Annotated in this window: 8 protein-coding genes; 7 read left to right on the top strand and 1 reads right to left on the bottom strand. The window is 73.5% G+C overall.

Translation table 11 applies throughout. From position 1 onward, the window contains the following. Positions 1 to 85: 85 nt before the first annotated feature. On the bottom strand, positions 86 to 1201 hold the full coding sequence (locus ACIY1X_RS17805; RefSeq protein ID WP_038210570.1) for an SAM-dependent methyltransferase: 1116 nt from the start codon (positions 1199 to 1201) through the stop codon (positions 86 to 88). A gap of 19 nt (positions 1202 to 1220) precedes the next feature. Here ACIY1X_RS17805 and ACIY1X_RS17800 point away from each other — a divergent pair, with 19 nt between their 5' ends. From ACIY1X_RS17800 to ACIY1X_RS17770, 7 genes are all read left to right on the top strand, one after another. Then, positions 1221 to 2021, top strand: a complete 801-nt coding sequence (locus tag ACIY1X_RS17800) for an SDR family oxidoreductase (protein WP_038210569.1) — start codon at positions 1221 to 1223, stop codon at positions 2019 to 2021. After that, entirely contained in the window at positions 2018 to 2401 is a 384-nt protein-coding gene (locus ACIY1X_RS17795; protein WP_038210567.1) for a dihydroneopterin aldolase, read from the top strand. The genes ACIY1X_RS17800 and ACIY1X_RS17795 overlap by 4 nt, the downstream gene beginning before the upstream one ends. 64 nt (positions 2402 to 2465) lie before the next feature. Continuing rightward, on the top strand, positions 2466 to 3383 hold the full coding sequence (gene ttcA / locus ACIY1X_RS17790; RefSeq protein ID WP_399682980.1) for a tRNA 2-thiocytidine(32) synthetase TtcA: 918 nt from the start codon (positions 2466 to 2468) through the stop codon (positions 3381 to 3383). A 52-nt stretch (positions 3384 to 3435) separates the two neighbouring features. Then, positions 3436 to 4068 carry a DUF4136 domain-containing protein gene (locus ACIY1X_RS17785; protein WP_038210565.1) on the top strand — a complete coding sequence of 211 codons (633 nt, stop codon included), beginning with the start codon at positions 3436 to 3438 and terminating at the stop codon, positions 4066 to 4068. A gap of 50 nt (positions 4069 to 4118) precedes the next feature. Further along, positions 4119 to 4766, top strand: a complete 648-nt coding sequence (locus ACIY1X_RS17780) for a histidine phosphatase family protein (RefSeq protein WP_038210563.1) — start codon at positions 4119 to 4121, stop codon at positions 4764 to 4766. Between the two features lie 304 nt (positions 4767 to 5070). Then, positions 5071 to 12267 (top strand): amino acid adenylation domain-containing protein, encoded by a 7197-nt coding sequence (locus ACIY1X_RS17775; RefSeq protein WP_399682977.1) that lies wholly within the window; start codon positions 5071 to 5073, stop codon positions 12265 to 12267. A 7-nt stretch (positions 12268 to 12274) separates the two neighbouring features. Continuing rightward, the coding region (locus tag ACIY1X_RS17770) for an amino acid adenylation domain-containing protein (protein WP_399682974.1) at positions 12275 to 15194 on the top strand (2920 nt) is incomplete at its 3' end.

Genomic DNA, 15194 nt, shown 5'->3' with positions numbered 1-15194 from the left:
CGCACCCACCTGAATCCCCATTCGAGGGGATCTCAGACTGCAAACAATTGATTCCAGATCGAACGTCGCCGGACGCACGGCACCGCTACAGCGCGTGGCTGCGGTCGCCCGCGCGGAAGCCCACGGCGTCCCAGGGCGTGCTGCCGGCGGCGGCGAAGCCGATCACCTTGAACAGTTCGCCCATCTCGTGCTCGTGGATCAGGCGCGCCGCCATGGCGCGCTGCGCGGCGTCGGCCTGTGCCATCAGGTCGGGCAGGCCGCAGTTGAGGAGGAAGCGCGCCTGGCTGGTGTAGCCGAGCACGTGCAGGCCGGCGTCCTGGCCGGCCAGCGCGATGCCGGTGAAGTCGACGTGCGCGGTGATGTCCTTGCCGCCCACGGCCACCAGCGGGTTGTCGTCGGCCAGGTGGCCCTGGTGGCACATCACCGTGCCCATGTGGCGCTGCGGATGGTAGTACTCGGCTTCCGGGAAGCCGTAGTCGAGCAGGAACACCGCGCCGCGCGCCAGGCGCTCGGCCAGGGTGGCGGTCCAGGCGCGCGCCTGGGGGTGGATCTCGGTCAGGTAGTCGTGGTCGCTCTCGATCTCCACCGGCGGACGCAGCGCGGTGGACCGGTCTTCCCAGGCGAGCGCGCCGCCGGGAGTGCGGACCACGCCGCGCTCGTGCCACCGGCCCGACCGGCGCACCAGCAGCTTGACGGGCATGGCGTCGAGCACCTCGTTGCCCACCACGACGCCGTCGAAGCGGTCGGGCAGTTCGCCGGCCCAGCGCACCTTGCCGCCCCAGGCGGCCAGGGTCTGCCGCTGGCGCTCGCGCAGGCTGCCGGAGAGGTCGACGATGGTGTAGCGCGCCACACGTTCGCCCAATGTCTCCAGCAGTTGCGCGGCCAGCGCGCCGGAGCCGGCGCCGAACTCCCACACCTCGCCGGTGCCGGTCTGCGCCAGCGCCTCGGCCACCTGCACGGCCAGCGCGCGGCCGAACAGCGGCGTCAGCTCGGGCGCGGTGACGAAGTCGCTGCCCGACGCGGGCATGTGGCCGAACTGACGGCTGCCGTGCGCGTAGTAGCCGGCGCCGGGCGCGTACAGCGCCAGCGCCATGAAGCGGTCGAAGGGCAGCCAGCCGCCGTCGCGGGCGAGGGCGGCATCGATAATCCGGGCCATCCGGTCCGAGGGGGTGGCGCCGTGCGCGCCGGGCTCCTGCGTCATCCGGGCATTATCGAGAGCGATGTCTTCCCCTCTTCCATCTCCCGACCGCCGCGCCGTGCTGGTGACCGGCGGCGCACGCCGCCTGGGCGCCGCGGTGTGCGAGGCCTTCGCGCGCGCCGACTGGCGGGTGTGGTGCCAGTACCGCGCCTCCGGCGCCGAGGCGCAGGCGCTGGCGCAGCGGCTGGGCGCCGAGGGCCTGGACGTGCGCGCCGTGGCGGCCGACATCACCACCGAGGCCGGGCGCCGCGCGCTTTTCGGCCAGGTCGCGGCCGAGGCGCCGCTGGCCTGTGTGGTCAACAACGCCTCGGCCTTCGAGCCCGACACGGGCGCGGACTTCGACAACGGGGCGGCGCTGCGCCAGATCGGCGTGAACCTGGTCGCCCCGCTGGACCTGGCGCGCCTGCTCGGCGCCCAGCCCGGCACGCACGAATGCAGCGCCATCCACGTGCTGGACCAGAAGGTCTACAACCTGAACCCGGACTACTTCTCCTACACCGTCTCCAAGCTGGCGCTGGAGCGCGCGGTGGCGCTGCAGGCGCAGTCGCTGGCGCCGCGGGTGCGGGTGTGCGGCGTGGCGCCGGGCATCCTCTACCCGAGCGGCCCGCAGGACGAGGCGAACTTCGCCCTCGCCTCGCGCGCCAACCTGCTGCGCCGGCCGATCGACCCGGCCGACGTGGCCAGGGCCTGCGTCTTCCTGGCAGAGACCCCGAGCGTCACGGGCACCACGCTGAGCGTCGACAATGGGCAGCACCTCGTGCCCCTGCCGCGCGACATCATGTTCGTCGTCGACGAACTGCTGAAACACCCTCCATCCCCATGACCGCCATCGACCCCCTGCTGACGAGCTGCCGGCGCCTGTTCCTGCGCGACTACGAGGTGTGGATCAACATCGGCGTGCACGACTTCGAGAAGCGCGCCGAGCAGCGCGTGCTGATCAACGTGGACCTGTACATCCCGCTGGCGCTGTCCACGCCGAAGGCCGACGAGCTGGACGAGGTGGTCGACTACGACTTCATCCGCCGCACGGTGGCGCAGCGCCTGTCCAAGGGCCACATCCACCTGCAGGAGACGCTGTGCGACGACCTGCTGGCGCAGATGCTGGCGCACCCCAAGGTGCAGGCGGCGCGCGTGTCGACGCAGAAGCCCGACGTGTATCCCGACTGCGAGGCGGTGGGCGTCGAAGTATTCGGAAGCAAATGAGATGAGTGCCGCCCGGCCGCCCGAAGGCGCTCGCGCCGCAGCCCGTCAGGGCGAAGGCTTCTCCATGCACGCCGTCTGGACGGAAGAAGCCGCCGCCGCGAGCCCGAAGATCGAGCGCGAGGCGCACAAGCTCGAGAAGCGCCTGTGCCGCGAGGTCGGCCGCGCCATCGGCGAATACAACATGATCGAGGCCGGCGACAAGGTGATGGTGTGCCTGTCGGGCGGCAAGGACAGCTACGGGATGCTCGACATCCTGCTGAAGCTCAAGGCCCGCGCGCCGGTGCACTTCGACCTGATCGCCGTCAACCTCGACCAGAAGCAGCCCGGCTTCCCGGAGGACGTGCTGCCCGCGTACCTGCGCCAGGTGGGGGTGCCCTTCCACATCGAAGAGCAAGACACCTACAGCATCGTCAAGCGCGTGGTGCCCGAGGGCAAGACCACCTGCGGCCTGTGCTCGCGCCTGCGCCGGGGCATCCTCTACCGCGTGGCCGACGAGCTGGGCGCCACCAAGATCGCGCTGGGCCACCACCGCGACGACATCCTGGCGACCTTCTTCCTCAACATGTTCTTCGCCGCCAAGCTCAAGGCCATGCCGCCCAAGCTGGTGAGCGACGACGGCCGGCACGTGGTGATCCGCCCGCTGGCCTACGTGCCCGAGAAGGACCTGGTGCGCTGGGCGCAGCACCGCGCCTTCCCCATCATCCCGTGCAACCTGTGCGGCAGCCAGGAGAACCTGCAGCGCCAGGTGGTGGCCGACATGCTGCGCGAGTGGGAGCGCAAGCACCCGGGCCGCATCGAGAACATGTTCCGCGCGTTGCAGAACGTGACGCCTTCGCACCTGCTGGACGGAACGCTGCACGACTTCAAGGCTCTCACCCCGACCGGCGTGGCCGACGAGAACGGCGACCGCGCCTTCGACCCGCCCGAGCTGCCCGACGCGGCGCCCGGCACCCTGCCCGGCCTCCAGGTGGTCCGCCTGTAGGCACGGCGCGCCGGACGGGGCGGCCGTGCAACGAACCTGCCTTCGACCTCCCATGCGATCCGCACCGGCACCCCTCCTGCTCGCCGCCACCCTGGCCCTGGGCGGCTGCGCCACCTCCTGGACGGTGGACAGCCAGGTCCACAGCTTCTCGGCCCTGCCGGCCACGGTGCCGGCCGATGCCACCTACCGCTTCGAGCGCCTGCCCTCGCAGCAGGCCCGCCCCGAGGCGCAGGCCGAACTGGAGGCCATGGCCGAGCCGGCGCTGGCCTCCGCGGGCCTGCGCCGCGACGATGCGGCCCCGCGCTACAGCGTTCAGGTCGGCGCCCGGGTCGACACCGAACTCTCGCCCTGGGCCGACCCGTGGTACTGGGGCCCCGGCTACTACCGCTACCGCCCCTGGCACGGCCCGGGCTGGTACGGCGGCCCCTTCGGCCCGGCCTGGCTGCCGCCGGCCGACACCTGGTTCGACCGCGAGGTCAGCGTCGTGCTGCGCGCCCTGCCCGGCAACGAGGTGGTCTACGAGACGCGCGCCCGCCACGAGGGCCCCTACGGCGACAGCCGCGCCGTGCTGCCGGCGATGTTCCGCGCCGCGCTGCAGGGCTTCCCGCACCCGCCGCAGGGCGAGCGCCGGGTGGACGTCGAGATCGGCGGCAAAAAGGCGCCGCCGCCCCCGGCGCCGCGCTGACGCGATCCCGCACTGCAGCATGGCGAGGCGGGCTTTCTAGAATCCCCGCCATGGAAGCCACCCGACTGATCGCCGTGCGCCATGGCGAGACAGCCTGGAACGTCGACACCCGCATCCAGGGCCATCTGGACATCCCGCTCAACGACATCGGCCGCTGGCAGGCCGCCCGGGCCGGCGAGGCGCTGGCCGGCGAACCGGTGGCGGCCATCTATTCGAGCGACCTGCGGCGCGCCTGGGAAACGGCCCAGGCCATCGCCCGGGCGCAGGCCGAGCCGGTCGCGCCCACGGCCGACGCCCGCCTGCGGGAGCGGGCCTTCGGCCGGTTCGAGGGCCGCACCTTCGCCGAGATCGAGGCGGCCGAGCCCGGCATGGCGCTGCGCTGGCGGCAGCGCGACCCGGGCTTCGCGCCGCCCGAGGGGGGCGAGAGCCTGATCGACTTCCGCGCGCGGATCACCACCGCCGCCCACGACCTGGCGGCGCGGCACGTCGGCCAACTGGTGGTGCTGGTCGCCCACGGCGGGGTGCTGGACGTGCTCTACCGCGCCGCCACCCGCCAGGATCTGCAGGCGCCGCGCACCTGGCTGCTCGGCAATGCCGCCATCAACCGGCTGCTGTGGACGCCCCAGGGCCTGTCGCTGGTCGGCTGGGGCGATGCGGCCCATCTCCAGGCCTCGCTGGACGACACCACCGCCGGCTGAGGCCGGCCCCTTCCCCACCCTTTCGAAAGCCCGGCCCGCGCGCCCGGCGGCCCTGCCGCGGCCGTCGATGTGACTTTTGTCACCCATCGGGGGCAGGCCGGGCACATAGGCGCAAGGGCATATGTCAGCTTTTGGTATTCATTTTTTACAGAAACTGGGGGATACTGGGTTTCAATGTAAGTATTTATGTAACACCCATGCCTCCTGATTCACCTTTGTGTCGCACCGCGGGCGCCGAACCGGCCCGGGATGACGCGGCCCTGGGTGCCCGAGACAAGCGGGACCAGATTCGGACATCTGAGCCATGCACACCCTCGTTTCTGCCTTGGCGGACGGCCTTTCGGGCCTCGAAGCCGCACTGATGGACATGCTGGGCACGGCGGCGGGCGCCGGCCGGCGCCGCGTCGCCCTTGCGCTGGACGCGCCGGCGGTGCAGGCCGTCGCCCTCCGGGCGCGCGAGCGCGGCCTGGCCGAGGACACGCCCCATGCCGCCGCCTGGTCCTGGGCGGCAGCCCGATGGATGGGCCGGACCGCCGGCACCGAAGGGCCCGGCTGCGGCGCCTGGCTCGACCAGGCCGAGCGGCTGCGCCGCGCCGGGGCCGAGGCGGCCGCCCGCCTGCGCCTCGTCTTCACGCCCGGCCCGCAGCCGGCGCTGGCCCTCGAGCACGACGATGCGCTGCTCGACCCGCACGCCGCCCTGGCCGTGCTGGAGGCCGTGGCCGGGCTGGCCGCCGCGCTGGTCGACGCGCCCGCCGACGCGCCGCTGGACAGCCTGCCCCTGCTGCCTCCGCCGCAACAAGACCGCTTGCTGAACCAGTGGAACCAGCCGGTGGCGCCAGCCGACCCCTCAGCCACCGTCCACGGGCTGTTCGCCCAGCAGGTGCGCCTGCACCCCGAAGCCATCGCGCTGACGGACGCCGCCGACGGCAGCCGCCTGACCTATGCGGAGTTGGACCATCGCGCCGGCTGCCTGGCCGCCGGCCTGCGGGCCGCGGGCGTGCAGGCCGGCGAGCGCGTCGGCGTGGCGCTGGGCCGTTCGGCCGCGGCCGTGGTCTCGGTGCTGGGCATCCTCAAGGCCGGCGCCGCCTACTTCCCGCTGGAGGCCGGCCTGCCGGCCGAGCGCCTGGCCTTCATGCTGCGCGACGGGCAGGTGCGGCACGTGATCGCCCGCGCCGGCGACACCCTGGCGCTGCCGGCGCAGGCCGAGGTGCTCGACGTCGATGCCCTGTGCGCCGGCCCGGCGCCGGCGGCCGATGCCGCAGCAGGCGGCGAGGCCGTCGCCTACGTCATGTACACCTCCGGCTCCACCGGCACGCCCAAGGGCATCGAGATCAGCCACCGCGCGATCCTGCGCCTGGTGGTCGATGCGCAGTACGTGGACCTGCCGCGCTTCCCGGTCGTGCTGCATGCGGCGCCGCTGGGCTTCGACGCCTCGACGCTGGAGATCTGGGGCCCGCTGCTCCACGGCGGCGAGTGCGTGGTGCACGACGAGACGGTGCCCACCGGCCCCGGCCTGCGCCGCACCATCGCGCACCACGGCGTGCAGACCGCCTGGCTCACGGCGGGCCTGTTCAACGCCGTGGTGGACGACGACCCGGCCCATCTGGCGGGCCTGCGCCAGTTGCTGACGGGCGGCGAGGCGCTGTCGGTGCCGCACGTGCGCCGCGCGCTGGACGCGCTGCCCGACACCACCCTCTTCAACGGCTACGGGCCGACCGAATGCACCACCTTCGCCGCGGTGCACCGCATCCCGCGCGAACTGCCGGCCGATGCGCGCTCGGTGCCGATCGGCCGGCCGATCAGCCACACGGTGCTGCGCGTGCTCGGTCCCTCGCTGGAACTGCTGCCGCCCGGCTGCGTGGGCGAGCTGTGCATCGGCGGGCGCGGCCTGGCGCACGGCTACCTCGGCCGGCCCGACCTGACGGCGGAACGCTTCGTGGACGACCCGTGGGGCGCACCCGGCGAGCGCCTGTACCGCACGGGCGACCATGCGCGCTGGCTGCCCGACGGCACGGTGGAGTTCGTCGGCCGCATCGACGGGCAGGTCAAGATCCGCGGCCATCGCATCGAAGTCGGCGAGATCGAGGCCGCGCTGCTGGCCCATCCGGCCGTGCGCTCCTGCGCGGTGGTGCCGCGCCAGGACGCGCAGGGCCAGATCCGGCTGGTGGCCTACCTCGTCGCGCAGGGCGAGCCGGCCGCCTGGCCGGTGCTGCGCGCCCACCTCGCGGCGACGCTGCCCGAGCCGATGATCCCCTCGGCGCAGGTGTGGCTGGCGGAACTTCCCGTCACGCCCAACGGCAAGCTGGACCGCCGCGCGCTGCCCGCGCCCTCGCGCCAGCGGCCCGAGATGGCCCAGCCCTACGAGGAGGCGCGCAGCCCGGCCGAGCAGCAGGTCTGCGACGCCTTCGCCCAGGTGCTAGAACTGGACGCCGTCGGCCGCAACGACAACTTCTTCGACCTCGGCGGCGACTCGCTGCGCGTGCTGCGCGTGATCGCCCTGCTGCAGCCGCTGGCCGCGCGGCCGCTGACCACCACGCTGCTGTTCCAGGACCCGACGCCGCGCGCCATCGCACCGGCGCTGGCACCGGCCGACGCCCCCGCGCCCGCCGCTGTCGTGCGCCGCGCGCAGCCCGATGCGCTGGAGCCGATCGCCCTGGTCGGCATGGCCGGCCGCTTCCCCGGCGCGGCCGACGTGGAAGGCTTCTGGGACAACCTGCTGGCCGGCCGCGAGACCATCACCTTCTTCGACGACGCCGCGCTGGACGCCGGCGTGAGCGCCGCGCTGCGCGCCGACCCGGCCTACGTGCGCGCCCGCGGCGTGATCGACGGCGTGGAGGACTTCGACGCCGCCTTCTTCGGCATCAACCCGAAGGAGGCGCAGCTGATGGACCCGCAGCAGCGCCTGTTCCTGGAGATCTGCTGGGAATGCCTGGAGCGCGCCGGCTACGTGCCCGACCAGGCGCCGGGCAGCGTCGGCGTGTACGCCGGCATGTACAACGCCTCGTACTTCCAGCGCCACGTGGCGACGCGGCCCGATTTGATCGAGGCCGTGGGCGAGTTCCAGGTGATGCTGGCCAACGAGAAGGACTACATCACCACCCGCACCGCCAACCGGCTCAATCTCACCGGCCCGGCCGTCAGCGTGCACACCGCCTGCTCGACCTCGCTGGTGGCCATCGCCACCGCCTTCCATGCGCTGCGCAGCCGCCAGTGCGACATGGCGCTGGCCGGCGGCGTGTCGGTCACCTGCCCGCCGCGCAGCGGCTACCTCTACCAGGAAGGCTCGATGCTTTCGCCCGACGGGCACACGCGCAGCTTCGACGCGAACGCGCAGGGCACGGTCTTCAGCGACGGCGCGGGCGTGGTGCTGCTCAAGCGCCTGTCGGATGCGCAGCGCGACGGCGACACCATCTACGCGGTGCTGCGCGGCGCTGCCATCAACAACGACGGCGGCGCCAAGGCCAGCTTCACCGCGCCCAGCGTCGACGGCCAGGTGCGCATGATCGAATCCGCCCTGGCCTGCGCCGGCGTGCCGGCCGCGAGCATCTCGTACCTGGAGGCGCACGGCACCGCCACGCCGATGGGCGACCCGATCGAGGTCGAGGGCCTGGCGCGCACCTACGGCCGCCACGCGCCCGAGGCCGGCCGCTACGCGCTGGGCTCGCTCAAGAGCAACGTCGGCCACATGGTGATCGCCGCCGGCGTCGGCGCGACGATCAAGACCGCGCTGGCGCTGCACGAGCAGGCGCTGCCGCCCTCGCTGCACTTCACCGCGCCCAACCCGGCGATGGACCTGGACGGCGCCCACCTGCGCGTCAACGACCGGCTGACGCCCTGGCCGCGCGTCGAGGGCAGGCCGCGCCGCGCCGGCATCAGCGCCATGGGCGTGGGCGGCACCAACGCGCACCTGATCGTGGAAGAGGCGCCCGAGCCGCCGCCGTCCGAGGAAGGCGCGGGCGCGCAGATGCTCGTGCTCTCCGCCCGCACGCCCACGGCGCTGGCTGCGGCCTGCGTGCGCCTGGCGGACCACCTGGAGCGGCACGGCGCATCGGTGCCGCTGGCCGACGTCGCCCACACGCTGCGCGTGGGCCGCAAGGCCTTCGCCCACCGCGCCTGCGTGGCGGCGGCCGACCCTGCGGGCGCCGTCGCGGCGCTGCGCGCCACCGACTCGCCCTGGCGCGCCGTCGGCGCCCCCGGCACGCGGCTGCCGCAGTGCGTGTTCATGTTCCCCGGCCAGGGCGCGCAGTACGCCGGCATGGGCCGCGGCCTGCATGCGCAGGACGCGCTGTTCCGCGCCGCGCTGGACGAATGCCTCGCCGCCTTCGAGGGCGTCACCGACTTCGACCTGCGCGAGAAGCTGTTCAGCGACGACCCGGAGGCGCTGGCGCCCACCGCCGTCACGCAGCCGGCCACCTTCGCCGTCGAGTACGCGCTGGCCCGCCGCGCGCTCGCGCTGGGCCTGCAGCCGGCCGCGCTGGTCGGCCACAGCGTGGGCGAGTTCGCGGCCGCCGTCATCGCCGGCGTCATGGACCTGGCCGACGCGGCCCGCCTGGTGGCCCGCCGCGGCGCGCTGATGCAGGCGCTGCCGCCGGGCGACATGCTGTCGGTGCGCCTGCCCGCGCAGGAGCTGCTGCCGCTGCTGCCCGAAGGCGTGAGCCTGGCCGGCGACAACGGCCCGACCGCCTGCGTCGCCGCCGGCCCCGCCGACGCCGTCGAGGCGCTGCGCGCCGAGCTGGAGCGCCGCGGCGTCGCCGCGCGCCTGCTGCAGACCTCGCACGCCTTCCACTCGGCCATGATGGACCCGGCCGTCGAGCCCTTCACCGCGCTGGTGCGCACCTGCACGCTGTGCGCGCCGGCGCTGCCGATCCATTCCACCCTGACCGGCCGCCCGCTCGCCGCCGAGGAAGCGACCGACCCCGCCTACTGGGGCCGCCACCTGCGCGGGACGGTGCGCTTCTCGCCGGCCGTGCGCGCCCTGCTCGACACGCTGGCGCAACCGGTCTTCGTCGAACTCGGGCCGCGCAGCACGCTGGCGACGCTGGTGCGCCAGCATGCGCAGAAGGCGCAGCCGGTGCAGGCCGTCGCCGTCCTCGGCAGCCGGCCCGACGACGAGGACGCCGCCTTCAAGCTCGCCGCCGGCCGCCTCTGGACGCTGGGCGCCGAGATCGACCTGGGCGCGTTCGACACGCGCCAGCGCAAGCGCCGCGTGCGCCTGCCCACCTACCCCTTCGAGCGCAAGCGCTTCTGGGTCGACATCGCGCCCGCCGCCGCCCCGGCCGCAGCAGCGGTGCCGCCGCCCGCCGCCTTTGCCGACGCCGTCCCCCTTCCCGTTCCCACGGAGCCCTCCATGACCGCCTCCACCGCCGCGACCTCCTCCCGCACGGCCAGCCTCGACGCCCGCCTGCGCACGCTGTTCGAAGACATCTCCGGCATCGACATGGGCGATGTCGACAGCGCCGCGCCCTTCGTCGAGATCGGCCTGGACTCGCTGACGCTCACCCAGGCCGCGCTGCAGGTGAAGAAGAGCTTCCAGGTCAACCTGAGCTTCCGTCAGTTGATGGAGAGCTATCGCAGCTTCGAGGCGCTGGCGGCCTTCCTCGACGCCACGCTGCCGCCGGAGGCCGCGCCCGCGCAGCCCGCGGCGCCGGCCGTCCAGGCGGCGCCCGCCATGACGTTGCCGCAGAACGCCCCGGCCCCGGTCCTGCCCGCGATGCAGGCCGTGCCGGCCGCCGCCGGCGGCACGCTGGTGCAGCAGGTCATCGCACAACAGATGCAGCTCATGCAGCAGCAACTCGCTTTGCTGTCGGCGGCACCGTCGGTACCGGCCAGCCTCGCGCTGCCGGTGCCGACGGTGGAGCAATCCACGCACGGGGGCTCCGCCGCGGCCCCGGCGTCCAACACCGCGCCGGCCCCCGTGGCCGCGGCCGCGGCCGACGAAGAGCCGGCCCGGCCCATCCAGTACGACGTCAAGAAGGCCTTCGGCGCCATCGCGCGCATCCACACGCAGAGCAAGGAGCCGACCGAGCGCCAGAAGGCGCGGCTGAATGCCTTCATGCGCCGCTACGTGGAGCGCACGGCGAAGAGCAAGGCCTTCACCCAGGACAACCGCGCCCACATGGCCGACCCGCGCGTGGTCAACGGCTTCCGCCCGGCCACCAAGGAGATCACCTACCAGATCGTGATCGAGCGCTCCAAGGGCTCGCGCCTGTGGGACCTGGACGGCAACGAGTACGTGGACGTGCTCAACGGCTTCGGCATGAACCTGTTCGGCTGGCAGCCCGACTTCGTGCAGGAGGCGGTGCGCAAACAGCTCGACCTGGGCTACGAGATCGGCCCGCAGCACCCGCTGGCCGCCGAGGTCACGCAGCGCATCTGCGAGCTGACCGGCTTCGACCGCGCCGCGCTGTGCAACACCGGCTCCGAGGCAGTGATGGCGGCCGTGCGCATCGCGCGCACCGTCACCGGCCGCAACACGGTGGTGGTGTTCTCGGGCGCCTACCACGGCACCTTCGACGAGGTGCTGGTGCGCGCCGGCCGCCAGGCCAAGGGCCTGCCGGCGGCGCCCGGGATCATGCCGGGCATGTTCGGCGACGTGCGGGTGCTGGACTACGGCACGCCGGAATCGCTCGAATACATCCGCACCCATGCCGACGACCTGGCCGCGGTGCTGACCGAGCCGGTGCAGAGCCGCCGGCCCGACTTCCAGCCGCGCGAGTTCCTGCGCGAGGTGCGCGCCATCACCGAGAAGAGCGGCATCTGCCTGATCTTCGACGAGGTGATCACCGGCTTCCGCTCGCACCTGGGCGGCGCGCAGGCGCTGTTCGGCATCCGCGCCGACCTGGCCAGCTACGGCAAGGTGATCGGCGGCGGCTTCCCGGTCGGCGTGATCGCCGGCAAGCGCGAGTACATGGACGCGCTGGACGGCGGCGCCTGGCAGTACGGCGACGACTCCATCCCCACCGTGGGCGTGACCTACTTCGCCGGCACCTTCGTGCGGCACCCGCTGGCGCTGGCCGCCTGCAAGGCCTCGCTCGACCACCTCAAGCAGGCCGGCGAGGGCCTGCAGACCCAGCTCAACCTGCACACCGCCGCGCTGGCCGACGAGCTGACGGCCTACTGCCGCGAGGTCGGCGCGCCCATCGAGATCCGGCACTTCGCCTCGCTGTGGCGCGTGACCTGGCTGGAAGACCACCCGCTGCAGGACCTGCTGTTCGCCATGATGCGCAGCCGCGGCGTGCACATCCTGGACAACTTCCCCTGCTTCCTGACGACGGCGCACACGCACGACGACATCGCGACCATCAAGTCGGCCTTCAAGGCCGCGGTGGCCGAGCTGCAGGAGGCCGAGTTCATCCCGCGCAAGGCGCCCGCGCAAAGCGGCTTCGACGCCGCGCGCCCGCCGGTGCCGCATGCGCGCCTGGGCCGCGACAAGGATGGCCAGCCCGCCTGGTTCGTGCCGGACCCGGCCGCCCCCGGCAAGTTCAAGCGCGTCGAAGCCTGAGGAAGACATGAGCACCATCACGACCACCGCCACCGCCGAAGACCTGGACTTCGACCCCTTCGCCGCCGGCGCGATCGAGCGCGTCATCGCCACGACCGAGGCGCAGCGCGAGGTGTGGCTCGCCGACCGCCTGGCGCCGCAGGCCTCGCTGGCCTACAACGAGTCGGTCAGCCTCGTGCTGCGCGGCCCGCTGGACGCCGATGCGCTGCGCCGGGCGATCGAGCAGACGGTGGCGCGCCACGAATCGCTGCGCGCGACGATCTCGGCCGACGGCATGCAGCTCCTGATCGACGAGCCGGCGCCGCGCGAGCTGCCGCTGCGCGACCTCGCCGGGCTCGACGAGGCCGCGCGCCAGGCGGCGCTGGCGCAGGCGCGCGCCGAGGCGGTGGAGACGCGCTTCGACCTGGAGCAGGGCCCGCTGCTGCGGGCGGTGCTGCTGCGCTGCGCGCCCGATCTTCACGAGCTGCTGCTCACCGCGCACCACATCGTGTGCGACGGCTGGTCCTGGGGCCAGGTCATCGAGGACATCGGCCTGCTCTACGCACAGGGCGTGGGCGGCGACGGCAGCGGCCTGGCGCCCGCGCCGGCCCGCTACGAGGACTACGTGCAGCGCGAACGCATCGAGGCCCAGGGCCCGGAGATGGAGGCGCACACGCGCTTCTGGGTCGAGCGCTTCGCCGGCGGCGAGGCGCCGGTGGTGGACCTGCCCGCCGACCGGCCGCGCCCGGCCACGCGCGGCTTCGACTCGCGCCGGGTCGACGTGCTGGTCGATGCGGCGCTGGTGCAGCAGGTGCGCCAGCGCGGCGCCGCCTCGGGTGCCAGCCTGTTCGCCACGCTGTTCGGCGCCTTCGCCGGCACCGTGCACCGGCTCACGCAGCAGGACGACCTGGTGATCGGCGTGTCCGCCGCCGGCCAGTCCGCGCACGACATGCCCACGCTGGTGGGCCACTGCGTGAACCTGCTGCCGATCCGCATCGCGGTCGACCAGGGCATGGCGATGCAGGCGCTGGTGCGGCAGTCCGGCACGACGCTGCTCGACGCCTTCGAGCACCAGACGCTGACCTACGGCACGCTGCTGCGCAAGCTGCAGCTGCAGCGCGACCCGAGCCGCCCCACGCTGGTGAGCGTGGTGTTCAACCTCGACCGCGAGGCGGCGGTGCCCGCCGGCGCCTTCCCCGGCCTGGCCGTGGACATCGTGGCCAACCCGCGCCACTTCGAGAACTTCGAGCTGTTCCTCAACTGCACGCCGACCGCGCAGGGCCTGCGGCTGGAGTGCCAGTACAACACCGGCCTGTTCGACGAGGCCAGCGTGCTGCGCTGGCTGGCCCTGTTCCGCGCCGGCCTGGAGCGCTTCGCGGCCGATCCCGCGCTGACGGTGGCGCAGGCCTTCGCGCCCGGCGAGGCCGACCGCGCACTGCTGGCCGCCTTCAACCGCCGCGCCGAGGGCGCGCCGCGCGAGGAGCTGCTGCACGTGTGTTTCGAGCGGCAGGCCGCGGCGCAGCCGCAGGCGCCCGCCCTGCGCCTGGACGGGCGCACCGTCAGCTACGGCGAGCTGAACGCGCAGGCCAACCGCATCGCCCACCGCCTGCTGGCGCTCGGCCTGCGCCCCGACAGCCTGGTCGGCCTGTGCGCCGAGCGCAGCGTGGAGATGCTGGCCGCCCTGCTCGGCATCCTGAAGGCCGGCGCGGCCTACGTGCCGATGGACCCGGCCTACCCGGCCGACCGCCTGGCCCACATGCTGCGCGACAGCGCGCCGGCGGCGCTGCTGACGCAGTCGCACCTGGCCGCGCGCGTGCCGCCGGGCGACGCGCCGGTGATCCTGCTGGACGACGCGACGCTGGCCGCGCAGCCCGCGCACGACCCCGACCCGGCCGCGCTGGGCCTCACGCCCGCGCACCTGGCCTATGTGATCTACACCTCCGGCTCCACCGGCGTGCCCAAGGGCGTGCTGGTCGAGCACCGGCAGGTCAGCCGCCTGTTCGGCGCGACGCAGCCCTGGTTCCACTTCGGCGCGCAGGACGTGTGGACGCTGTTCCACTCCTTCGCCTTCGACTTCTCGGTGTGGGAGATCTGGGGCGCGCTGCTGCACGGCGGGCAGCTGGTGATCGTGCCGCAGCTCACCACCCGCGACCCGCAGGCCTTCCACCAGCTGCTGTGCGACGAGGGCGTGACGGTGCTCAACCAGACGCCCAGCGCGTTCCGCCAGCTGATGGCCGCGCAGGCCGAGGCCGGCCCGGGCGCGCGGCACAGGCTGCGCACCGTGGTCTTCGGCGGCGAGAAGCTGGAGCCCAGCATGCTCAGGCCCTGGTACCAGCGCGCGGCCAACCAGGCCACGCAACTGGTCAACATGTACGGCATCACCGAGACCACCGTGCACGTGACCTACCGCCCGCTGAGCGCGCAGGACGCCGAGCGCATCGGCACCAGCCCCATCGGCGAGCGCATCCCCGACCTCACCATCCATGTGCTCGACGCGCAGCGCCGGCCGGTACCCATCGGCGTGGTGGGCGAGCTGTACGTGGGCGGCGCCGGCGTGGCGCGCGGCTACCTGAACCGGCCCGAGCTGAACGCCGAGCGCTTCATCCCCGACCCCTTCTCCGGCGAGGCGGGCGCCCGCCTGTACAAGACGGGCGACCTGGGCCGCTACCTGAACGACGGCAGCCTGGAGTACCTCGGTCGCAACGACTTCCAGGTCAAGGTGCGGGGCTTCCGCATCGAGCTGGGCGAGATCGAGGCCCGCCTGGCCGCCTGCGCCGGCGTCGGCGAAGCCGCCGTGATCGCGCGCGAGGACGTGCCCGGCGACCTGCGCCTGGTCGGCTACGTCAGCGCCCAGGGCGGCGCCGCGCTCTCGCCGGCGGAGTTGCGCCAGGCGCTGGGCGCATCGCTGCCCGACTACATGGTGCCGGCCGCCATCGTCGTGCTGCCCA

The sequence above is a fragment of the Xenophilus sp. genome, assembly GCF_044462705.1.
GTDB lineage: Bacteria > Pseudomonadota > Gammaproteobacteria > Burkholderiales > Burkholderiaceae_C > Xenophilus > Xenophilus azovorans.
The sequence above is the reverse complement of the archived record's forward strand: the minus strand, read 5'-3'. Positions and strand labels throughout refer to the sequence as shown.